Here is a 17392-nt window from a genome sequence, read left to right on the forward strand (position 1 = left end):
GCTTCCTGCGCTTCCCGCCGGGTGAAAATCGACCGAGTGCACTCTAATTTCGAGGAGCTATCCGCCTTCATGCAGCGTCGCATCGACAGGGTCTGCCGGGCGCTGGCTCACCCGCTCCGGCGGGAGCTGCTGTGCCTGCTGTCCGGCCGAGACGACCACGTCGCCGAGTTCGAGGAACTGCTCGACCGGATGGACGACCCGCCGGCGGACCGGTCGGCCGAGCGGCTCGAGGCGGCGGCCCACCACGAGCACCTGCCGCTGCTGCGGGAGGCGGGCCTGGTCGAGTACGACCCCCGGACTGGGACGGTCCGCTATCGGGACCCGCCGCCGGCGTCGGAACTGGTCGAGGTCGTCCTCGAAGAACACCGCGAGCCGAGCGACTGATCCGGGCTTCGCACCGTTTCTGCGACCACCTTTATACCGGTCGCTCCCGACGTTCGAACCATGCGAGCACGAATCAAGCGGATTCTGAATCGAGCGGAGTACGCCGCCGTCGGGGCCGCGGTCGGGGGTGCGCTCGGCGGACTGATCAGCCGGAACGCCGCCAGCACCGCGGCGGGAATCGGTGCGCTCGTCGGCGCGACAATCGGCGAGAAGCGCGGCTCGGTCGACGCGGCCGTCACCCGGGTGACGGACAACACGAGCCGCCCCGTGAAACGGCTCCGGGGGAAGTGACGCGGTACTGACGGGACCGAAGGAGAGAGCCGCGACGAGTTCTAAATCCAGCCTTCGCTCTGGAGCAGTTCGCCGTTCAGCACCGCCGCGCCCGCCGCGCCGCGGATGGTGTTGTGGGCCAGGCAGTTGTACTGGACGCCCGCCGGCGTCTCCTGGACGCCGCCGGCCGCGACCGCCATCCCGCCGCCCAGCGTGCGGTCGAGCCGGGGCTGGGGTCGGCTGGGGTCCTCGAACACCTCGATGAGCGGGTCGGGCGAGCTCGGCAGGTCGAGACTCTCGACCGCGCCGAAAGCGTCCTCGACGTCGGCCGCAGTCACGTCGTCGCTGGTCTCGGCCCAGACGTTCTCGAGGTGGCCGTCGATGGTCGGCACGCGGTTGCACGACGCGGAGACCTCGGCGTCGTGGTGAGCGAGTTCGGCGCCGTCGAACTGGCCGAGCAGCTTCCGGGACTCGGTCTCCATCTTCTCCTCCTCGCCGCCGATGTGCGGGATGACGTTGTCGATGATCTCCATCGAGGTGACCCCCGAGTACCCCGCGCCCGAGACCGCCTGGAGCGTCGAGACGTGGACCCGCTCGAGGCCGAACTGGTCGAGCGCCGCGAGCGTCGGCACCATCGTGATTGTCGAGCAGTTGGGGTTCTTGACCACCGCGCCGTCCCACCCGCGCTCGTCGCGCTGGACCTCCAGCAGGTCGAGGTGGCCGGGGTTGATCTCGGGGATCACGAGCGGCACGTCGTCGGCCAACCGGTCGTTCGAGGAGTTCGACGAGAGGACGTAGCCGTCCTCCGCGAAGTCGGGTTCGACCTCGGCCGCGACGCCGGAGGGCAGCGACGAGAACAGGAGATCGACGTCGTCGGGCACCGCGTCGGGTTCGGTCGCCCGGACCGTCAGGTCCGCCACCGACGAGGGGATCGGGGAGTCGACCCGCCACTTCGCGGCCTCGCTGTACGGGAGGCCCTCGCTGTCTTCGCTCGCCGTTACCGCCGCCAGTTCGAACTCGGGGTGGCCGTCCAGCAGCTGGATGCAGCGCTGGCCGACCGCTCCGGTCGCACCGAGAACGCCGACTCGTACGGTCATGCTAGGGGTGGTTCGGCGTCACGGCGATAAAACCATTTGGGAAGGACAGCTTTTTGCGCGGAGATGAAAGCGAGTTGCAGAGTGACTACTGGGGTGGAAGCTATCGGAGCAACTGGCGCGAGCGCGGCGTTACTTCTTGTGGGTGACGTAGCCGGCGATGCGGTTGCGGACGCCCTTCGACTCGATGTTGGTCAGCTTCGAGACGCTCTCCTTGTTCTGGTCGAAGTCGGTCGTGAACGCGTCGGGGTATCGCTCCAGGAGCAGGTTCCCCGTCTTCTTGACGTAGTCGGGTTTGATCGCCATACTGGTACCGAAAAGTGCCGAAAGTAAGAACCTTACCGTTTCGTCCGTCGGTCCGACCGCCGTATAACGAGCGTGGCAACCGCGCGGAATTGCGATTCTCGCGGCGGGGTGGCCGCCCTCGACGTCGGCGCGCGATGGCGGCGGGTCGGCGGGGCAAGCTGAACTCCCCGCCTCCGGGGGCGCCAACCTTTAGGACGCCAGCCGCCAATCTCCGCGTGGGTTCGCTCGCGGTTCGGGAGCCCGTGAGTACATATGGTATCCAAAGTCACGCGACGGGGGTTGTTGGGCGGGAGCGCGCTCGCGCTGGCCGGGTACGGCGCGAGCACTCTGATTCGGGACGGCGACGAGGAGTCCGCCGAGCAGCCCCCGCCCGAGCTCGAAGACCGGGCGGAGTCGGAGGCTGTCGACTTCCCTACCAACGACACGTCGAGGGTCGAACAGTCTCCGGCGGTCGGGAGCGGGCCGTCGCTCCGGGTCCAGTACCCCTACGGCGAGCACAAGGGATTGAGCCGGCTCTACGAACTCGACTCGCGGCCGACCGAGCTCTACTCGCAGTACTGGATCCGGTACGACGAGGACTTCGACCCGTCGGGACTGGACGGTGAGTGGGGCGGCCCCAAGCAGCCGGGATTCCGATACCCCGGTAGCTACGGGACCGACGACCCGCCGGACGGGACCAACGGCTGGTCGTCGAAGCCGAACGTCACGCCCGACGGCGGTCTCTCGCAGTACACGTGGGACATGAGCGTCGACCAGGGTGAGTACGGCAAGCAGTACCACGTCACGGACGACTTCCCGTTCGGTGAGTGGGTCAAGCTCACCCAGCGGCTGAAGCTGAACAACGTCACCGAGGACGGGGAGGCGTACTGGGACGGCGTGCTCCAGGTGTGGGTGAACGACGACCTGGAGCTCGACGAGCGGTCGCTGCGGTTCTCGACGGAACCCGAGGAGCAGGGCATCTACGGTTGGCTGGTGTTCTTCTTCGGCGGCGCCGAGCCGTCGCCCCGCGACCAGGGGCTGAACTTCGACGAGTACGTGCTCTCGCCCGACGACGTCACCGACGCGGAGTCGGCCTCGGAGGCCGCCCGGTCGGACGAGAACGGGGTCAGGGTCTTCTGACGTTGCGGTCCGAGTCGGTCCCGGCCCGCGGGCGGACTGAACCGGTCCGTTCGCCCTATCGGCCCGCCGCGGTCGGCAAGTGACGTTTCGCTTCGTAAGGATAATTATGGTGGACCGTACAATCCGAGTCACCAACCGTGCGCGGAACGAACCGAGACACGGACGGCGAGGCGGTCGAGGAGGAGTCGGCCGACCGCACGTTCGAACGCGAACTCGAAGAGCTCGTCCTGCGGGCGTTCGGGCAGGGCAAGGAGATCGAGGGCGTCTGGGATCTGGAGTACGAGCCCGAGGAGCTGCCCGACTGGACGGTCACCATCGACCGCAAGGACCGCATCTGAGCGCCGCTCCGGAGAGTCACGAATCGTCCCCGACGTAGTCCGATAGTCGGTCGAGCGCCTCTCGCACCCGGTCGTCGCCGCAGTTCCGGCCGACCTCCTCGAAGTAGGCCAATCGATCCTTCAGTTCCGACTGATTATATGCATCGACGCTGAGCCGCGACGCCGCGACTGTGGCCTCGACGACCGCGTTGAATCCCCGGTTGACCGTCGGTACTGTCTCTCCATCGACGCCGGCCTCGCGGGGATACAACTCCCACTCCTCCCACTGAGTGCCGCCGGACTCGCCGGAATCTACTCGCTCGGCGTCGACCTCGACCCAGGCGTCCGCGGCGTCCAGTACTGGCGCCTCGACCTCGTAAATCGAGAGCGCGGCGTCGACGAACGTCACCGGGTCGCGGACGAACTGGACGTAGCCGCCCCCCTGCCGATGAAAATTGCGGCGGGTCCGGGTGTTCCCCCACGTTCGAGCAGTCACGACCGGTTCGTCCGCCGATTCAGCTGTGGACGATACGCCTTCCGAATCCGGCGGATGGAGGCCGAGCGCAGCGACGTTCCAGAGGTCGTTGGGTCCGAGCGTACTGACGACCGACTCCGTGACGCCCCGGAACTCGACCGGCCAGTCGAGGTCGACGGCGCAATCTTCGTCTCCATCACTCGTCTCCTCGTCCCTCACACCGTCACCTCCCCGCGGGTCAGCGCCACGAACAGCGCGGCGGCCGTGAGGTCGGCGCTGGTGCCCGGATTGATGCCGTCGGTCACCAGCGACTCGGCGAACGCCTCGATTACCTCGGGGCCGCCCTCGAGCGCCTGTTGGGCCCGGACCCGAACGCTCTCGGCGGTCTTCGGGCCGTGCTGCTTCACGACGAGAGTGTCGGGCTCGCGCGCCAGGAGTTCGAGGTAGACCCGCGCGGCCTTGGCCGAGGCCGGACCCTCGAGCTCCGCCAGACGGTCGGCCGCCCAGAACGTGCGCTCGAAGCCGCCGGTCCACTCGGCGGCCACGTCGTCCTCGTCGTCACCGAGCGCCAGCACGTCGTGGAGGGTGGCCTCGCGGTCCTCGACCGCCGGCACCGCGTCGCTCCCCCGGCGGACGTCGAGGTCCTCGGCGTCCTCCGGCGGGTCGTCGACGGACACGTCGGCGTGGTCGAACGCCCGGAAGAAGTTCGCGGCGTCCTCGACCGTGGTGTCTTCGACAACTCGGGAAACGGACTCCGGCGAGAGGTCCTCGCCCTCCTCCAGTTCCGCCACAGCCCTGACCAGGGGCACCAGCAGGAGGAGCGCGCCGAACTGGGTGTTGCCCCCCTCCTGGCGACTCATCCCGGCGACGGCCTCCTCGAACGCCTCGCCGACCGGGGCGCCGTCCTCGGCGGCGCGCAGCCCGGGGCCCGCGCCGACCGCACCCGCGAGGAAGTGCTCGAACCGGAGGTCGGGGAAGTCGCGCTCGCGGTCGACGTTGCCCGGCTTGGGCGTGCCCGCCACCTCCAGCAGGAGCGCGAGCTGGGCGTTCTCGGCGGGGGTCATGCTCGCACCTCCGCGCCGTCCTCCGGCGACTTCTCACCGTCGTCCCGGTCGTGCTCGGCGAACCACTCGTCGACCGCGCTCCGGACTCGCCGGAGCACCGCGGGGTCGTCGCTCGGGCGGCCGACGCTCACCGCGTCCGCGCCGTAGTCGAGATACTCCCGGACCGAGGTCGCGTCACGCACCTCGTTGTTCGCGATGACGAACAGGTCCGACGACTCCGCGACATCGGCCACGTCGGCGATCACTTCCTCAGAGTCCATCGCGTCGACGTGGACGGCGTCGCCGCCAGCGTCGGCGACGACCTCGGCGATCTCGGAGAGGTCGACCCCCGGGAGTTCCGCACGGACCTTGACGCTCACCGCAGGGCCTCGCTCGCCTGCTTCGCCTCCTCCGGCGGCGGCTTCGACCTGCTCGAGGAGGCGGTCGGGGTCCCGCAGCAGGGCCTCGCCCGCTCCTGCGTCGCACATCTCGTCCTGGCGGCAGTGGGCATTGAGTTCCAGCATCGCGCCGTGGTCGGCACAGACCTCGGCGACCTCGCGGAGCGGCCCGAGCGAGGTCGTCCGGACGTTGACGCCCGGCCGGAGGTCTGCGTCGGCGAGCGCGGCGAGCTGGCGGTCCACGAACGCCACCGGGTCGTCGGGCAGGAACTCCTCGCGTTCGCGGTCGACCATCGCGCGGGCCGCCTCGCGGGTCGGCCCGTCGAGCGCGATGCCGCCGAGGAACGCCGCGCCCGCGAACGCTTCTGCGCTGCGGGCCCACTCGGCGTCGGACCGCCCGCTGAGGCTGGCGAGCGCGAGGCGTGGCTCGAACACTCAGACCACCTCCAGCGCGTCGGCGACCGCCCGGGCCACGCGCTCGGCGTCGGCCCCGTCGCCCATCTCGGTGTCGGTCCGGACGACCGGTCGCTCGAGCTCGGTGCCGTCCTCGTCGTCGAGCACGAAGGCGTCGGCGAACGGGTAGGCCTCCGCGACGCCCGCGGTCGAGGGGTCGAAGCCCACGCCTTCCATAAGGTCGGCCGCAGGGCCGGAGAACACCTCGTCCTCGACGAACGGCGAGACCGCGACGACCGTCGCGGCGTCGAGGGCCTCCCGGAGCTCGTCGATGGCGAGCATCGGCCCGATGCTGGTGACGGGGTTCGACGGGCCGGCGACGACCGGCCCCTCCTCGATGGCGCCCAGCGCGGCCGGCGCGGGGTCGGCGTCCTCGGCGCCGCGGAACTCCACGTGGTCGACCTCGGGGTCGCCGCGGTGGGCCACCCAGAACTCCTGGAAGTGCATCTCGTCGGCGTACTCGTCGCCCTCGCGTGGCGTGTGGACGATGGAGGCCACCGGGTCGTCGCTCATCGGTACCACGTCCACGGGCACGTCGAAGGCGTCGGCGAGCAGCCGGGTGACCTCCGTGAGCGACCGGCCCTCGTCGAGCAGGCCCGTCCGGGTCAGGTGGACCGCCCGGTCGCGGTCGCCGATCTCCATGAACTCCGCGACGCCGGAGAACCGCCGCCACCGGGCGATGTCGCGGCCCGCGGTCTGGACCGCGTCGGGCAGGTAGCGCGGCCCGGATTCGAGGCCGACCGCGTCGGCGAGGGCGTGGAGCTCCTCGTGGGTCTCGGTCGTGTCGTCGGCGATGCCCCACCACGTCTCGCGGTCGAGCACGTCGCCCTGCTCGAACAGCACGGTGTCGACGTCGGGACACACCAGCAGGCCGCCCAGCTCGACGTCGTCGCCGGTGTTGGCCACGACGGTGGCGTCGGCCGGGTCGAACACCGACTCGGCCCCGGCCAGCAGCTTGGGGGTGCCGGTGCCCCCGGAGAGGAACGTCGTCATATGGCGAGGTGCGTGTTCCGGTGGGTAAACGCTTGTGCTGTCCCGGCATCTCGCAGCGGTTCAGCGGTTCGACGGCCGAACCCGGGCGAGGCGCGGAGTTTCTCCGGCGGTACCGCGTTGTAGAATGGGCTGCGTGTCAGGAAAGGCAAACCAGAGCCTATCACCGCGCGTCTCGCACGCCGATGCGGGGAGAAACCATGCCAAAGAAACCGCCGCATCCCGAGAGCCATCGCGACGGCGACCGGAGCGCGCCCAGCATCGGCGAGATCATCGGTCGCATCATCCGCGAGCCGACCGGCGGTTCCGGCGCGTAGCGCCGCACCAGTCCCGCTTTTTTCCGTGAGTGCGGTCAGTCGGTCGTAGGCCGTTGCACGAACCGTCCCGAGAGCGACGACCCCGCGACAGTCCCGTGTGCTCGCCCTACACGGTCTCGCTACGTAGTCTACGAGCGGATTCGCTCCCGGCGGTTTTTATACGAAGACGACGAACCCCGTGATATGAAGACCATCAAGGACAGCGTCCACGACCACATCGAGGTCGAGGGCGTCGCCCGCGTCCTGCTCGACACCCCCGCGGTCCAGCGGCTCCGGCGCATCAAGCAGCTGGGCCCCGCCCACCTCGTCTACCCCTCCGCGAACCACACCCGGTTCGAGCACAGCCTCGGGGTCTACAACCTCGCCTGCGAAGGGCTCGAACACCTCGGCATCCGGGGCAGGCAGGCCGAGCGCGTTCGGGCCGCCGCCATCCTCCACGACGTCGGCCACACCCCGTACAGCCACGCCATCGAGGGGGTCGTCCACCGCCACACCGGGAAGTACCACGACGACGTCCACGAGCTGCTGGCGACCAGCGAGGTTGGGGACGTGCTCCGGGACCACGGCCACGACCCCGACACGGTCGCGGACCTCATCGCCGGCGACGGGAAGCTGGGCCAGCTGGTCTCGGGCGAGCTCGACGTCGACCGGATGGACTACCTGGTCCGGGACGCCCACCACACCGGCGTCCCCTACGGCACCATCGACCACGCCCGGCTGGTCCGGGAGCTCACGCTCATCGACGGCGAACTCGTCCTGGCGGAGGGCAACGTGCCGACCGCCGAGAGCCTGCTGCTGGCCCGGGCGCTGATGAACCCCACAGTCTACAACCACCACGTCACCCGCATCGCCCGCGGGCTGCTCCAGCAGGCCAGCGAGCGACTGCTCGAAGCGTCGGACGTGACCCCCGAGCGGCTCCGCCGGATGGACGACTACGACTTCCTGGTGGCGCTCCGCGACACCCCCGAGACCGCCGAGTACGCCCGCCGACTCAGCGACCGCGACCTCTTCAAGCGGGCGGTCTGGGCCGAGATGCGCGACGTCCCCGAGGGGGTCATCGACGCCGACTACGAGACGCTCCGTGAGTACGAGGCCGACATCGCGGCCGACGCCGGCGTCGACCCGGGCGAGGTCATCATCGAGGTGCTCGACCGGCCGAGCATGACCGAGTCCGAGAGCCGGGTCATCGTCAACGGCGAGATCCGGCGGCTCGACCAGCAGTCGGCGCTGGTCGCGGCGCTCCAGCACGTCCAGCGCGAGCAGTGGCGCCTGGGCGTCTACGCGCCAGCCGCGGAGACCGACGCGGTCGGCCACGCCGCCGAGCGCGTGCTGGGACTGGAGACCGACGGCGCGCTGGTCAACGAGGTCCGGACCGCCGGCGAGCGGACGACGCTCGACGAGTTCAAGTAAGTCGGCTTTTATCGCGACCGGCCGCGAATGACCGGTATGACACCGAACGACACGCTTCGGACGCTCGACGCCGGCGACCCGGCGCTCGGCGCGTGGCTGACGTCGATGAGTCCCCGCGTCGCGGAGGTCATAGCAGCGACCGACGTCGACTGGGTCGGCGTCGACGCCGAACACTCCCCGATTTCGACCCAGCGCGTCGAGTCGGTCCTCCGCGCCGTCGAGGGGTCCGCGACACCCATCGTCCGGCTCCAGTCCGTCGAGGCCGCAGTCGCGGGCGGCGCCAAGCGCGTGCTCGACGCGGGCGCGCAGGGCGTGATGGTTCCGGGCGTCGAGACCCCGGACGAGGCCGAATCGGTCGTCCGCGCGTCGAAGTTCCCGCCCGAGGGGACCCGCGGCGTGGCCGGCACGACCCGCGCGAACGACTACGGCGCGTCGTTCGACGAGTACGTCGCCGAGACCAACGACGAGACGCTGATCGTGGTGCAGCTCGAGACTCCCGACGCCGTCGCGCGGGCCGACGAGATACTCGCGGTCGACGGCGTCGACGTGGGGTTCGTCGGCGAGAACGACCTCTCGGCGGCGCTCGGGACGCCCGGAGAGAAGGACCGCCGCGAGGTCCGCGAGGCGGTCGAGACGGTCCGCGAGGCGGCCGCGGGCAACGACGTCGCGCCCGGCATCGCGGCGCGCTCGCCCGAGAACCTCGGCGAACGCACCGACCGCGGATTCCGGTTCTTCCTGCTCGGCGCGGACCTGAAGTTCGTCCGGTCGGGCGTCGAGGACTTCCTGACGGAGTGAGTCGCACTGTCGACGCCGAGTGGCCCCGCAGGGACCGGCCGAAAGGGAGAGTTTCAAGGCGGCCCGGCCGCATTCACCGGACATGATACTCGAAGGGACCGTCCTCCGGGGTCCCGAGTTCGACCCGGTGGAGGGGCGCGTGGTGGTCGAGGACACCGAGGCGTCGAAGACGCCTCGAGCAGACGGCGAGGCCGTCGACGGCGAAATAGTCGCGGTCGAGGAGGAATCGGTCGACTCCTCGAAGATCATCCTGCCGGCGTTCGTCAACGCCCACACCCACATCGGCGACTCCATCGCCAAGGAGGCCGGCGGGGGCCTGAGTCTCGACGAGCTCGTCGCGCCCCCTGACGGGCTCAAACACCGGCTGCTCCGGGCGGCCTCCCGCGAGGAGAAGGTCGACGCGATGCGCCGGTCGGTCCGGTTCATGCGCTCGACCGGCACCGCGTCGTTCCTGGAGTTCCGCGAGGGCGGCGTCGAGGGCGTCTACGCCCTCCGGGAGGCGGTCGAGGGCCTGGACGTCGACCCCGTCATCCTGGGCCGCGAGACCGTCGAGGCGATGGAGGCCGCCGACGGGTTCGGCGCCAGCGGCGCCCGCGACGGCGACTTCTCCCGTGAGCGCAACGCCACCGCTCGAGAGGGCAAGCTGTTCGGCATCCACGCCGGCGAGCGCGACGCCGACGACATCAACCCCGCGCTCGACCTCGACCCCGACTTCCTGGTCCACATGGTCCACCCCGAGCCCCTCCACCTCGACCGGCTGGCGGACAGCGGGATTCCGGTCGCGGTCTGCCCCCGGTCGAACCTCGTGACGGGCGTGGGCGTCCCGCCCATCGCCGAGCTCGCCGACCGGACGACGGTGGCGCTGGGCACCGACAACGTGATGCTCAACAGCCCGTCGATGTTCCGCGAGATGGAGTTCGCCAACAAGCTCGCCGACGTGAGCGCCCGCCAGGTGCTGGCGATGGCGACGAAGAACGGCGCCGAGATCGCGGGGTTGGACTGCGGCGTCATCGAGGAGGGCCGGCCCGGCAAGCTCCTCGCGCTCGACGGCGATTCGGACAATCTCTCCGGGGCGCAGGACCCGGTTCGGGCGGTCGTGCGCCGGGCGGGCGCGAGCGACGTGGCCGACGTGATTCTGTAGTACGGACTACGCCCGGTTTCGCTCGACCACGTGCAGGTCGCCGTCGACTACCAGTTCGAGGCTGTCACCGTCCAGTTCGACCTCGAGTGCGACCTCCCACGGGTCGGTCGACCGGACCGTGACGTACCGGTCGGTCATCGCGAACTCCAGTTCCCACCGGGGCGTCTCGGTCACGTCGAGGCCCCGCTCCCGGCAGAACGCGACCAGGTCGGGGTCGTACAGCAGCGCCAGCCCGACCGACATGTACGAGCGGGCGCCGCAGTGGTCGCAGGGCCGGTGGACGATCGCGTCGAGCTCCTCGGCGTCCAGCATCGGCGTCTCGCCCGGCCGAAGGAACGTCGCGTCGAGCGCGTGGGCGCAGACCGGACAGACGCCCCGTGACCGGGCGAGCGTCCGGTGACGGTTGAACTGGTCGACGCGGGCCAGCAGCTCGCGCTCGCCAGCACCCTCGACCGCGCTCGGCGGCACCAGCGTGTGGTCGTACACCCGTCCGCAGTCCGGGCAGGCGACCTCGAAGATGCCGTCGTCGTAGCTCGCCTCGACCGCCCCGCCGCAGTTGTAGCAGTCCAGTCCGACCGGGAACGGGTCGAGCGCCGCATCGCGGGTGAACGACCCGGCGCGGACCGCCCGGTAGAGCTTCATCCCCGCGGGGCGCAGCCGGTACCCCTCGTCACTCTTTGCCACGAACCGCCCCACGAGCTCCTGGAGGTGGTAGTTGAACTTCGCGCTGTCGACGTCGGCGTCGACCCGCGAACGGAGCTCGGAGAACGACACCGGCTCCCACGGGCTCTCGCGGCCCGCGTCGTCGCCGAGCGCGCGGACGATGCTCGCCCTGAGGTCGTTGCCCACGAGGCCGAACGCCTCGTCGGCCGGGTCGTCGGTCCCGGGTCGGTCGTCGCTCGCCATCTCGTTGCAGACGTCGAACGGCCACCGGGTAATCGCTTCGGTCGGGTTTCACCGCCGCCCGCCTACAAACGCTTAATATGTGCGGACTGTTACCATCCAACGGATTAGATGTACGACCGGATACTCGTGCCGACCGACGGCTCGTCCGAGACCGAGCGCGCGGTCGAACACGCCGCGGAACTCGCTGCCGCACACGGAGCGGAGCTACACGCGGTCTACGTCGTCAACTCGGCGACGTTCGCGGGGCTCCACGTCGAAACCTCCTGGGAGGGCGTCGACGACGTCCTCCGCGAGGAGGGCCGCAGCGCCCTCGAGCGGGTCGAGGCAATCGGCGCGGACTACGGGCTCGACGTCGAGTCGAGCCTGCTCGACGGCTCGCCGAGCAGGCGCATCGTCGAGTACGCCGAGGGCGAGGACTGCGACCTCGTGGTGATGGGCACCCACGGCCGTGGCGGCATCGACCGCCTGCTGCTCGGCAGCGTCGCCGAGGGGGTCGTCCGGGCCTGCTCGGTCCCGGTGCTGACGGTGCAGGTCGGCGGCGAGAGCCGGAGCGGGTCCGGCGGGTCCGGGGCGACCGGCGAGTCGGAGTCCGAGGCCGCGAGCGACTCCGAGACCGAGGCAGCGACCGCAGAATAGCGCTCTCCGGCGCCACCCGCGTCGGCGGTCCGGCGGAGCGACGCCGCATCCTCACGCCGGCCGCAGGTGCTCGCAGTCGCCCGCGTGAATCCGGGCGCGCTCGCCGTCGTCGGTCTCGACCACGAGCGCGCCGGGGAACGCGACGTCGACGGCCTCCCCGACGATTTCTCGGTTCGGCGTCTCCACCCGGACGCGTTCTCCGAGCGTCGCCGCGCGCTCGCGCCACGCCTCGACCGCCGCCTCGGGGTCGGCCCGGAGCTCGTCGAACCGTTCGAGCAGGCGCTGGACGAACGCCCGGCGGTCGATCCCGCCGACTTCCCCCTCGATGCTCGTCGCGCCCGCCGGCAGGTCGTCGGCCGGGATGTTGGCGTTCACGCCGATACCGACCACGACCCACGAGACGCGGTCGGCCTCGCCCTCCATCTCGGTCAGGATGCCGGCCAGCTTCCGGCCGCCCCGGTCGGTCGCCTCGTCGCCAGGGGTCACATCACCGTCGGAATCGACCGGCACCAGCACATCGTCAGAGCGAGGCTCTGACGTGCTCTCGTTCGCTTCGCTCACGAGAACGTCGTTCGGCCACTTGATCTCGGCCGGTACGCCCGCCTCCCGGGCGGCGTCTGTCGTCGCCACCGCGGCCGCCAGGGTGAGTGCAGGGGCGTGGGCGGGCGGCAGGTCCGGGCGGAGCACCGCGCTCAGATAGACGCCGCCCGGCGGGGCCGACCACTCGCGGTCGAGTCGGCCCCGGCCGCCGGTCTGCTCGTCGGCCAGCACCGCGACGTCGGCGGCGCCCTCGGCGGCCAGCTCCCGGGCCCGGTCGTTCGTGCTCCCGACGGCGTCGTGGTACTCGACCTCGAAGGGGGCGTCGAGGCCGTACTCGACAGCCGGCCCGCCGTACTCCGGCGTCCCGGCGAGCGCGTAGCCGTCGTCGCCGCTGGCGACCTCGAAGCCGGCGTCCCGAAGCGCCTCGACGTGTTTCCAGACCGCGTTGCGCGAGACGCCGAGGCGGTCGGCCAGCGCCGGCCCGGTGACCGGTCCGTCGGCGAGCGCCTCGAGCACGGCCCGGCGGGTGTCGTTCATGGGTCGGGGTACGGACGACCCGATGAAGAAAGGCTCGCTTCGCGGAACGGGCGCGCTACTCCGGCGCCTCGCCCGCGGCGTCGAGGAACGCCTCGACGGTCCGCTGTTCGCCCGCGAGGCGGACTCGCCCCTCGCGGGCGTCGTAGACGGCGATGCCCGCCTCGTCGAGTTGGGGGAGGTGGGCGTGGTGGAGCGACCGGCGGGCGTCGTCGACGTCGTCCTCGCCGGCGACCGCCTCGGCGAGTTCCCCGACGTCGACCGGGCCGTCCCCGTCGCGCGCAACGAGATACCGGAGGGCGGCCCGGCGTCTGTCGTCGGCCAGCGCACCCAATGCGTCCTCGAGTGAGGGGTCGGAAACGTCGGCCTCGGCGCTCTGTCGGTCGGTTTCGGAGGGGGATTCCCGAGTCATCGTTCTCCTCATCCGGGTACAACGGTCGGAGCCCGAGTAACGGTTGGCCCTTACTTGGGAGGCCGTTGAAAAGCTCACTCCAGTCCGGCCACGCCGAGGCACCGCCGGATGAAACTGCTCTGGGCCAGGAACGTCTCCGTGTCGAGCGCGACCGCGACCCCCTGGCGCTCGTCGGCCACGAAGTGCATCTCGATGGCCTCCTCGAACACCCAGACCGAGCAGTTCAGCGGGCCGTGGCCCCGGAGGTCCTCGCGGATGCCCTGCTCGTAGGAGTCGGCCCAGAGGTCCGCGACGATCTCGTCGACGTCCTCGTCCGCGTAGTCGTCGGCGTCGTCGCGGACGTACACGACCTCGTACCCCTCCCGGTCGTGGTAGATGACGCTCCGCAGCCCGTCGCCGACCTGCTCGTGCAGAAAGTCCGCCAACCGATAGGGGTATATCTGCGACACGGACGGGGATTGGCGCGCGCCGCGCAAGTGGGTTGTGGCTACCTGTTCAGGCAGGCAGTGGTGCGGTCTCGGCTCGGCCGACCGGCACGGTCGGTGGAGCGAGACGGACCCCTCACTCGATGGTGACCAGCACGTCGCCCATGTCGACGCTGTCGCCCTCGGCGACCGCGACGCCCGTGACGGTGCCGCCCCGCTCGGCGACCACGTCGTTCTCCATCTTCATGGCCTCCAGCACGCAGACCACGTCGCCGGCGGCCACCTCGTCGCCCTCCGAGACGTTCACGTCGAGGATGGTGCCCTGCATCTCGGCGGTGACGCTCTCGCCCTCGCCGCCTGCGTCGACCTCGTCGCCGCCGCTGTCGCCGCCCGCGGGCTGGGGCTTCTGGCCGCCCGACTCGCCGCCGGCGCTCCCGGCGGGAATCGCGGCCGCGCCGCGCTCCTCGAGGTCGACCTCGAAGCGCTTGCCGTTGACCTCGACCGTGAACTCCCGCTCGACGACCTCCTCGTCGTTGTCTGCGGCTGACTCGGTGTCGGCGCCCCACTTCTCCTGGGCCTCCGCGATGCGCTCGGGGTCGAGCGCGTGGTCGAGGTACTTCGTGGTGTGGGTGCCGGTCACGAACGCCTCGTCGGTGAGCATCAGCCGGTGGAACGGGATGATGGTCGGGATGCCCTCGATGTCGTACTCGGCGAGCGCGCGCTCCGACCGGGCGATGCACTCCTCGCGGTCGGAGGCGTGGACGATGAGCTTCGCGATCATCGAGTCGTAGTCGGTCACGAGGTCGTCGCCCTGCCGGAGCGCGTCGTCCATCCGGACGCCGATGCCGCCCGGCGGGTCGTAGGTCGCCAGCGTCCCGCCGGTCGCGGGCGCGAAGTCGTCGGCGGCGTTCTCGGCGTTGATGCGGAACTCCATCGCGTGGCCCTCCAGGTCGACGTCGTCCTGGGCGAAGCCCAGTTCCTCGTCGGCCGCGACCCGGATCTGCCACTTCACGATGTCGATTCCCGTCAGCATCTCGGTGACGGTGTGCTCGACCTGGATGCGGGTGTTGACCTCCAGGAAGTAGAAGTTCGCGTCGGTGCCGAGGAGTTCGCCGTCCTCGCGGTCCGGGTCGTCCTCCACGAGGAACTCGAAGGTGCCGGCGTTGTAGTAGCCCGCAGCGTCCGCGCCGCGGCGGGCCGCCTCGCCGATCTGCTCGCGCAGCTCGTCGGTCAGCGCGGGCGAGGGGCCCTCCTCGATGACCTTCTGGTGGCGGCGCTGGAGCGAGCAGTCCCGCTCGCCGAGGTGCCGGACGTTACCGTGGTGGTCGGCGATGATCTGGACCTCGATGTGGCGGGGGTTCTCGAGGTAGCGCTCGAGGTAGACGTTGTCGTTGTCGAAGTACGCCTCGCCCTCGCGCTTGGCTGACTCGAGCTGGTCTTCGGCCTCCTCCGCGCTCCGGACGACCTTCATGCCGCGGCCGCCCCCGCCGCCCTCGGCCTTGATGGCGATGGGGTAGCCGTGTTCGTCGCCGAACTCTGTCACTTCCTCGGGGTCCTCGACCGGGTCGGTGGTGCCGGGCACGATGGGCACGTCGGCCTCGCGCATCGTCTTGCGGGCCTTGGTCTTCTCGCCGAGCTGCTCCATCGAGTCGGCGTTCGGACCGATCCACTTGACGCCCTCCGTCTCCTCGACCTTCGCGGCGAACTCGGCGTTCTCCGCGAGGAAGCCGTATCCGGGGTGGATGGCGTCGGCGTCGGCCTTCTTCGCGGCGTCGACGACCGCCTCGTGGTCGAGGTAGGAGTCGGCGGCCCGCGCCGGGCCGACGTTGTACGCCTCGTCGGCGTACCGGACGTGGCCGCTGTTCTTGTCGGCCTCGCTGTAGACGGCGACGGTGTCGATACCCAGCTCCTCGCAGGCCCGCATCACGCGGACCGCGATTTCGCCGCGGTTGGCGACGAGCACCTTGTCGAACATCTTGGGGTTGGATACTCGGGTCGGCAACCTCATTCTGTCGGTTCCGAGCGAGGAGTCGCTGCGTTCGTCCACTCTCGTCACGGCCGCGGTTGACGGACTGCGTCGCGCTCGGTCCGGCCGCGGGGACGCTTCCGAGGTCGTCGAGCGGCTGGAGACGTCGCAACCGCAGCCGTCAGTGACACGAGTTACCGGGGCTCAGACAGATTGAAGCATCGACCTCCCGACGCTTCGACCGTGACGCGACCGGCTCCACCCCTCGCCGGTCCGCATCCGGGACCAGCGACAGCGCTCCGTCGGGTGGAGTCCTGACCGCCGGTGGCCCGGCGCCGGGGCGAAACCCGCCGAATCCGACCGTTCTTCAGTTTCGCCCTTCGACTGACTGCCACCCAACCGAACACCCACGATGAAAGCGACAATCCAGTCCCGACGAATCGCCAGCGAAGAACGATCGAGCGACGCGGCGAGGGCCGACCGATGAGCGACGGCGGCGCCGACATGGACCCCGAGGTCTACTACGACGAGTTCGCCGAGCGCGAGTGGGATCGCCTCGACCGCGACCCCGTGACCCGGATGGAGTTCGCGAACACCGTCGACTACCTGGCCGAACACCTGCCGGCGGTCGACGGGACCAGCGATTCAGTCCGCGTCCTCGACGCCGGCGGCGCGGCGGGCCGGTACGCCTGCTGGCTCGCCGAGCGAGATTACGACGTGACGCTCGTGGACCTCTCGACCGAGCAGGTAGCCCTGGCCCGCGAGAAGGCGGCCGAGCGCGACCTCGCCGACCGCGTCACCGCCGAGAAGGGCGACGTCCGCGACCTCGGCTTCGAGGACGAGACGTTCGACGCGGTCTGCTGCCTCGGCGGCCCGCTCAGCCACGTCGTCGACGAGGACGAACGCGCGACCGCAGTGGCCGAACTCCGGCGCGTGGCGAAACCCGGTGCACCCACCTTCATTTCGGTCATCGGTCGACTCGCGATGCTCCGAGACGTCCTGAAGTTCAACGTCGACACGGAGCACGGCCTGCTCGCCCCCATCGCGGAGGACGGCGACCTCACCGCCGACCGCGCCGCCGAGTACGCCGACGGCGAGGGCTGGGCGGAGTGCCACGGCTTCCGCGCCGACGAGTTCGAGGCCGAACTGGAAGCCGGCGGCTTCGAAGTGGAAACGCTCGTCGGTCTGGAGAACGTCGCCAATCGGATGAAGCGGGAGCTGGCGGACGCGGACGACGAGGCGCTCGACTCGGTGCGCGAGGTCGTCCGACTGCTCCGCGAGGACCGGGCGGCGGTCGACTGGTCCGAGCACATGCTGGCGGTCTGTCGGGCTTGACCAATTGTCGGTGCATCCCCGCCAGTCCACTACGCACTGCGGAAATCACGGGAGTGCCGACGGTTTAGAAAGCCCCCGCCCGGTCGCGGTCGCTCAGCGGGATATTTCGCGCCTCTCCGCACAGCC

At 70.4% G+C, this 17392-nt stretch carries 20 protein-coding genes; 9 read left to right on the top strand and 11 right to left on the bottom strand.

What is annotated here, in order from left to right; translation table 11 throughout:
- Window positions 1–69 precede the first annotated feature (69 nt).
- Together DVR07_RS09300 and DVR07_RS09305 are read left to right on the top strand one after the other, a co-directional pair.
- Window positions 70–384 carry an ArsR/SmtB family transcription factor gene (locus DVR07_RS09300; RefSeq protein ID WP_115796647.1) on the top strand — a complete coding sequence of 105 codons (315 nt, stop codon included), beginning with the start codon at window positions 70–72 and terminating at the stop codon, window positions 382–384.
- A 60-nt stretch (window positions 385–444) separates the two neighbouring features.
- A complete protein-coding gene (locus tag DVR07_RS09305; protein WP_115796649.1) occupies window positions 445–675 on the top strand; it encodes a glycine zipper 2TM domain-containing protein in 231 nt (76 codons plus the stop codon).
- 41 nt (window positions 676–716) lie between these two features.
- On the opposite strand, the gene asd is transcribed toward DVR07_RS09305, so the two are convergent.
- Both asd and DVR07_RS09315 read right to left on the bottom strand, forming a co-directional pair.
- Complete coding sequence (asd, locus tag DVR07_RS09310; protein ID WP_115796651.1) at window positions 717–1751, bottom strand: aspartate-semialdehyde dehydrogenase; 1035 nt, start codon at window positions 1749–1751, stop codon at window positions 717–719.
- 129 nt (window positions 1752–1880) lie between these two features.
- Window positions 1881–2054, bottom strand: a complete 174-nt coding sequence (locus DVR07_RS09315) for a 30S ribosomal protein S17e (protein WP_115796653.1) — start codon at window positions 2052–2054, stop codon at window positions 1881–1883.
- Window positions 2055–2306: 252 nt separating this feature from the next.
- Here DVR07_RS09315 and DVR07_RS09320 point away from each other — a divergent pair, with 252 nt between their 5' ends.
- Both DVR07_RS09320 and DVR07_RS09325 read left to right on the top strand, forming a co-directional pair.
- Window positions 2307–3173, top strand: coding sequence for a polysaccharide lyase (locus DVR07_RS09320; RefSeq protein ID WP_162829495.1), 867 nt, complete (start codon window positions 2307–2309; stop codon window positions 3171–3173).
- Between the two features lie 137 nt (window positions 3174–3310).
- Window positions 3311–3511, top strand: a complete 201-nt coding sequence (locus DVR07_RS09325; protein ID WP_115796657.1) for a hypothetical protein — start codon at window positions 3311–3313, stop codon at window positions 3509–3511.
- 16 nt (window positions 3512–3527) lie between these two features.
- Here the strand turns inward: DVR07_RS09325 and DVR07_RS09330 are convergent, their stop codons facing one another.
- Genes DVR07_RS09330 through cofD form a run of 4 tightly spaced genes read right to left on the bottom strand, consistent with a single transcriptional unit; the run spans window position 3528 to window position 6852 of the window.
- Complete coding sequence (locus DVR07_RS09330) at window positions 3528–4184, bottom strand: DUF447 domain-containing protein (protein ID WP_115796659.1); 657 nt, start codon at window positions 4182–4184, stop codon at window positions 3528–3530.
- Complete coding sequence (locus tag DVR07_RS09335; RefSeq protein ID WP_115796661.1) at window positions 4181–5029, bottom strand: triphosphoribosyl-dephospho-CoA synthase; 849 nt, start codon at window positions 5027–5029, stop codon at window positions 4181–4183. Before DVR07_RS09335 ends, DVR07_RS09330 begins: the two co-directional genes overlap by 4 nt.
- On the bottom strand, window positions 5026–5841 hold the full coding sequence (locus DVR07_RS09340; RefSeq protein WP_115796663.1) for a tRNA-dihydrouridine synthase: 816 nt from the start codon (window positions 5839–5841) through the stop codon (window positions 5026–5028). The genes DVR07_RS09335 and DVR07_RS09340 overlap by 4 nt, the downstream gene beginning before the upstream one ends.
- Window positions 5842–6852 carry a 2-phospho-L-lactate transferase gene (cofD, locus tag DVR07_RS09345; RefSeq protein ID WP_115796664.1) on the bottom strand — a complete coding sequence of 337 codons (1011 nt, stop codon included), beginning with the start codon at window positions 6850–6852 and terminating at the stop codon, window positions 5842–5844.
- A 497-nt stretch (window positions 6853–7349) separates the two neighbouring features.
- On the opposite strand from cofD, the gene DVR07_RS09350 reads away from it, so the two are divergent.
- The 3 genes from DVR07_RS09350 to DVR07_RS09360 all read left to right on the top strand — a co-directional run bounded on the left by DVR07_RS09350 (window position 7350) and on the right by DVR07_RS09360 (window position 10512).
- On the top strand, window positions 7350–8576 hold the full coding sequence (locus DVR07_RS09350; RefSeq protein WP_115796666.1) for an HD domain-containing protein: 1227 nt from the start codon (window positions 7350–7352) through the stop codon (window positions 8574–8576).
- Between the two features lie 36 nt (window positions 8577–8612).
- Window positions 8613–9371: an HpcH/HpaI aldolase family protein gene (locus tag DVR07_RS09355; RefSeq protein ID WP_115796668.1), complete on the top strand. Its 759-nt coding sequence runs from the start codon at window positions 8613–8615 to the stop codon at window positions 9369–9371.
- 82 nt (window positions 9372–9453) lie between these two features.
- Window positions 9454–10512 (top strand): amidohydrolase family protein, encoded by a 1059-nt coding sequence (locus DVR07_RS09360; RefSeq protein WP_115796670.1) that lies wholly within the window; start codon window positions 9454–9456, stop codon window positions 10510–10512.
- A gap of 6 nt (window positions 10513–10518) precedes the next feature.
- Here DVR07_RS09360 and DVR07_RS09365 read toward each other — a convergent pair whose 3' ends face one another.
- Complete coding sequence (locus DVR07_RS09365) at window positions 10519–11418, bottom strand: DUF7351 domain-containing protein (protein ID WP_115796672.1); 900 nt, start codon at window positions 11416–11418, stop codon at window positions 10519–10521.
- Between the two features lie 108 nt (window positions 11419–11526).
- Between DVR07_RS09365 and DVR07_RS09370 the strand changes: the two genes are divergently transcribed.
- The gene (locus DVR07_RS09370) at window positions 11527–12054 is read left to right on the top strand and encodes a universal stress protein (RefSeq protein ID WP_115796675.1); all 528 of its coding nucleotides are present in this window, start codon (window positions 11527–11529) and stop codon (window positions 12052–12054) included.
- A gap of 51 nt (window positions 12055–12105) precedes the next feature.
- Here DVR07_RS09370 and DVR07_RS09375 read toward each other — a convergent pair whose 3' ends face one another.
- The 4 genes from DVR07_RS09375 to DVR07_RS09390 all read right to left on the bottom strand — a co-directional run bounded on the left by DVR07_RS09375 (window position 12106) and on the right by DVR07_RS09390 (window position 15940).
- Window positions 12106–13131, bottom strand: a complete 1026-nt coding sequence (locus tag DVR07_RS09375; protein ID WP_115796677.1) for a biotin--[acetyl-CoA-carboxylase] ligase — start codon at window positions 13129–13131, stop codon at window positions 12106–12108.
- A 55-nt stretch (window positions 13132–13186) separates the two neighbouring features.
- Window positions 13187–13540 carry a DUF7344 domain-containing protein gene (locus DVR07_RS09380; RefSeq protein ID WP_115796679.1) on the bottom strand — a complete coding sequence of 118 codons (354 nt, stop codon included), beginning with the start codon at window positions 13538–13540 and terminating at the stop codon, window positions 13187–13189.
- Between the two features lie 74 nt (window positions 13541–13614).
- Window positions 13615–13989, bottom strand: coding sequence for a DUF7522 family protein (locus DVR07_RS09385; protein ID WP_162829496.1), 375 nt, complete (start codon window positions 13987–13989; stop codon window positions 13615–13617).
- A gap of 112 nt (window positions 13990–14101) precedes the next feature.
- Window positions 14102–15940 carry an acetyl-CoA carboxylase biotin carboxylase subunit gene (locus DVR07_RS09390; protein WP_115796683.1) on the bottom strand — a complete coding sequence of 613 codons (1839 nt, stop codon included), beginning with the start codon at window positions 15938–15940 and terminating at the stop codon, window positions 14102–14104.
- 474 nt (window positions 15941–16414) lie between these two features.
- On the opposite strand from DVR07_RS09390, the gene DVR07_RS09395 reads away from it, so the two are divergent.
- Window positions 16415–17266 carry an SAM-dependent methyltransferase gene (locus DVR07_RS09395; RefSeq protein WP_115796685.1) on the top strand — a complete coding sequence of 284 codons (852 nt, stop codon included), beginning with the start codon at window positions 16415–16417 and terminating at the stop codon, window positions 17264–17266.
- Window positions 17267–17392 lie beyond the last annotated feature (126 nt).

This window comes from Halorussus rarus (assembly GCF_003369835.1).
GTDB lineage: Archaea > Halobacteriota > Halobacteria > Halobacteriales > Haladaptataceae > Halorussus > Halorussus rarus.

Bases quoted from the DNA above. Each gene is read 5' to 3' on its own strand.
- DVR07_RS09300 (WP_115796647.1), top strand. From the start codon at position 70: ATGCAGCGTCGCATCGACAGGGTCTGCCGGGCGCTGGCTCACCCGCTC.
- DVR07_RS09305 (WP_115796649.1), top strand. From the start codon at position 445: ATGCGAGCACGAATCAAGCGGATTCTGAATCGAGCGGAGTACGCCGCC.
- asd (WP_115796651.1), bottom strand. From the start codon at position 1,751: ATGACCGTACGAGTCGGCGTTCTCGGTGCGACCGGAGCGGTCGGCCAG.
- DVR07_RS09315 (WP_115796653.1), bottom strand. From the start codon at position 2,054: ATGGCGATCAAACCCGACTACGTCAAGAAGACGGGGAACCTGCTCCTG.
- DVR07_RS09320 (WP_162829495.1), top strand. From the start codon at position 2,307: ATGGTATCCAAAGTCACGCGACGGGGGTTGTTGGGCGGGAGCGCGCTC.
- DVR07_RS09335 (WP_115796661.1), bottom strand. From the start codon at position 5,029: ATGACCCCCGCCGAGAACGCCCAGCTCGCGCTCCTGCTGGAGGTGGCG.
- cofD (WP_115796664.1), bottom strand. From the start codon at position 6,852: ATGACGACGTTCCTCTCCGGGGGCACCGGCACCCCCAAGCTGCTGGCC.
- DVR07_RS09350 (WP_115796666.1), top strand. From the start codon at position 7,350: ATGAAGACCATCAAGGACAGCGTCCACGACCACATCGAGGTCGAGGGC.
- DVR07_RS09355 (WP_115796668.1), top strand. From the start codon at position 8,613: ATGACACCGAACGACACGCTTCGGACGCTCGACGCCGGCGACCCGGCG.
- DVR07_RS09360 (WP_115796670.1), top strand. From the start codon at position 9,454: ATGATACTCGAAGGGACCGTCCTCCGGGGTCCCGAGTTCGACCCGGTG.
- DVR07_RS09365 (WP_115796672.1), bottom strand. From the start codon at position 11,418: ATGGCGAGCGACGACCGACCCGGGACCGACGACCCGGCCGACGAGGCG.
- DVR07_RS09370 (WP_115796675.1), top strand. From the start codon at position 11,527: ATGTACGACCGGATACTCGTGCCGACCGACGGCTCGTCCGAGACCGAG.
- DVR07_RS09375 (WP_115796677.1), bottom strand. From the start codon at position 13,131: ATGAACGACACCCGCCGGGCCGTGCTCGAGGCGCTCGCCGACGGACCG.
- DVR07_RS09380 (WP_115796679.1), bottom strand. From the start codon at position 13,540: ATGACTCGGGAATCCCCCTCCGAAACCGACCGACAGAGCGCCGAGGCC.
- DVR07_RS09390 (WP_115796683.1), bottom strand. From the start codon at position 15,940: ATGTTCGACAAGGTGCTCGTCGCCAACCGCGGCGAAATCGCGGTCCGC.
- DVR07_RS09395 (WP_115796685.1), top strand. From the start codon at position 16,415: ATGAGCGACGGCGGCGCCGACATGGACCCCGAGGTCTACTACGACGAG.